Origin of the sequence: Nevskia soli DSM 19509 (assembly GCF_000711955.1) — a bacterium.
Lineage (GTDB): Bacteria > Pseudomonadota > Gammaproteobacteria > Nevskiales > Nevskiaceae > Nevskia > Nevskia soli.
Genome location: NZ_JONR01000084.1, coordinates 1 through 1865 on the forward strand (window position 1 = coordinate 1; position 1865 = coordinate 1865).

General features: G+C 54.5%; 3 protein-coding genes. All 3 read left to right on the plus strand.

The window, feature by feature from the left end; all coding sequences use genetic code 11:
• Nucleotides 1-203 precede the first annotated feature (203 nt).
• The 3 genes from BP26_RS0122475 to BP26_RS29850 all read left to right on the plus strand — a co-directional run bounded on the left by BP26_RS0122475 (nt 204) and on the right by BP26_RS29850 (nt 1762).
• A complete protein-coding gene (locus BP26_RS0122475) occupies nt 204-512 on the plus strand; it encodes a hypothetical protein (protein WP_029922797.1) in 309 nt (102 codons plus the stop codon).
• Nucleotides 513-641: 129 nt separating this feature from the next.
• Nucleotides 642-1241: a hypothetical protein gene (locus BP26_RS29845; protein ID WP_157572710.1), complete on the plus strand. Its 600-nt coding sequence runs from the start codon at nt 642-644 to the stop codon at nt 1239-1241.
• A gap of 299 nt (nt 1242-1540) precedes the next feature.
• Nucleotides 1541-1762 (plus strand): hypothetical protein, encoded by a 222-nt coding sequence (locus BP26_RS29850; RefSeq protein ID WP_157572711.1) that lies wholly within the window; start codon nt 1541-1543, stop codon nt 1760-1762.
• Nucleotides 1763-1865: the final 103 nt, after the last annotated feature.

Below are 1865 nucleotides of genomic sequence, written 5' to 3' on the forward strand. Positions count from 1 at the left end.
GGATCAGGCGTTGGAGAACATTCCATCCGTTGCGAGGCTCCCTCAATGAGGGCAGAACCACGTAGATATCGCCTCTCAAATCCAGCAGGATAGGGTGCGCACCGCGCATCGTCCGCAGACCGCAGTTGGCCCTGAGCGACCTCTCGCGGGCGACCGCTTTCCGGCGGTCCCATTCTCCGAAGCCAAGGATGTAAAGTAAAAGCATGAAATTCAGTGCGAGTGCTTGGTTGCTTGCGAACCTCGCCGGCGCTGTTGCGTTTCTCATCGTCGCGTCGCACACGTGGGTTGAGCCTGAGTTGACCCACCTTCCTGGTGCAGCGGGTGGTGGAGCTGTCGTTTGGGTGCTGGGCGCGCTCCCTATCCTCCTTGGCTTCGTTCTGATTGACCTAGGCATTTTGGTTTCTGGCTATCTCATCCGTCGCGCTTCTCGACCCATTGCCAGGGCTTCTCTCGCAGCCCTTGCCGTCTGGTTCGCCGCATTTATCCTGGACACCGTGCACCATGGCATCTAGTGCTGCGTCCGCCGGACGCGCCGGCGTTCGGCGGCAGTCGGCCCGAAGCGGCCAGCCGTGAACGGCAGCTTTGGAGTAGGCTGATCCAAGCGCACTCCATTCTTGCATCTATCGCGAAGGACCTAAGCGATGGCACCTGCCAATTCAAATATCCAGGCATCCAATTTCTATAGGCTGCGCTCTGCCAGTGACTTTGGTCTCGCGGTGTCAGAAAGTGATGCCAGTCTTGCAAATGACATCGATCGGATGACGGATGGCCGCTCCCTAGCAAGCGCTTGGGGTACAAGACGTATGCACTGGGTGAAGGGTACGGCTGAATTCGTCGGATTGGTGGAATCTGACTTTCCCCACCAAATAAATGGCGAACCTATTTATAGTGGGCGGGCAAAGGAGAAACTTTCGGATACCTTGCTTTCTCATGGAGAATTCTTGCCAGTCGAAACAAGAAGTGGCATGTACTATCAATTTAACGCGTTTAAATCGATTGCCGGGCTATTGGACGTGAGCGCTTCAAAATTGAGATGGGGTGAAGGCGCGGCTACTGGACTCTTGCTTAGGATCGTGGTTCCGGTATTCAGAAAAGGGCGGCCCACTCCTCCCATGTTCAGGTTGTCCGAGTACCCGCGTGGCCAGATATACGTGACGGAGAAGATGAAGGCACAGATATTAGGAAGCATGGGTCCAATGCCAACCAAGGAGCTGGTTTTTGAGCCGGTCGCTATGTCGTAGGAAGTCGAGTCGACAGTTGGGGATATGGATGTACATCGTGGGATGTGAGACCTAAATGGGATCGGTCCGCCTGCTGACGGCCGAGGCTGTGTGAAACCCATTTTGCGACTTACATTTTCGGTCCGTATTGAGCAGAGCAATAATAATCGGCCCGATCTACGCAATTATCGTGGCACAAAAAAGTGCTTTTTTGGATAGTTTGTTTTACCAAGATCGGGTAGCCTATCGGCTTCATCGTCTGTTGCTGGCTGCGTGAGATGGCCCACGCTATGAGACTTCGGGGGCAGTGGCACCGGCTGATGTACACCACGGCATGGGGCATCATTTTCTTTGGTATGCCCGCAACGCCGATCGTCATGCTGCTTTTTGTTGCAAAGCACCAAATGAGCTGGTCAGGGGCAACGAATGCAACGGGGGGCATGCTCATATGTGAGGTGGCAATTGCAGCGCCTCTTATCTTCTCGGCGAAGTGGCTTTCTCGATCAAGCGCTTCGAAGTGGTGGGAGTTCTGGCGTGTTTAGGCCGCAGGTGAGATTCCCCTAGTTTCCCAGACACCTTCATTCGCTACTATGGCATTGAAGGAGGTGTTTTATGGAGAAGCGGCGACGGTACACAAGGGAGTTC

Bases quoted from the DNA above. Each gene is read 5' to 3' on its own strand.
- BP26_RS0122475 (WP_029922797.1), top strand. From the start codon at position 204: ATGAAATTCAGTGCGAGTGCTTGGTTGCTTGCGAACCTCGCCGGCGCT.
- BP26_RS29845 (WP_157572710.1), top strand. From the start codon at position 642: ATGGCACCTGCCAATTCAAATATCCAGGCATCCAATTTCTATAGGCTG.
- BP26_RS29850 (WP_157572711.1), top strand. From the start codon at position 1,541: ATGTACACCACGGCATGGGGCATCATTTTCTTTGGTATGCCCGCAACG.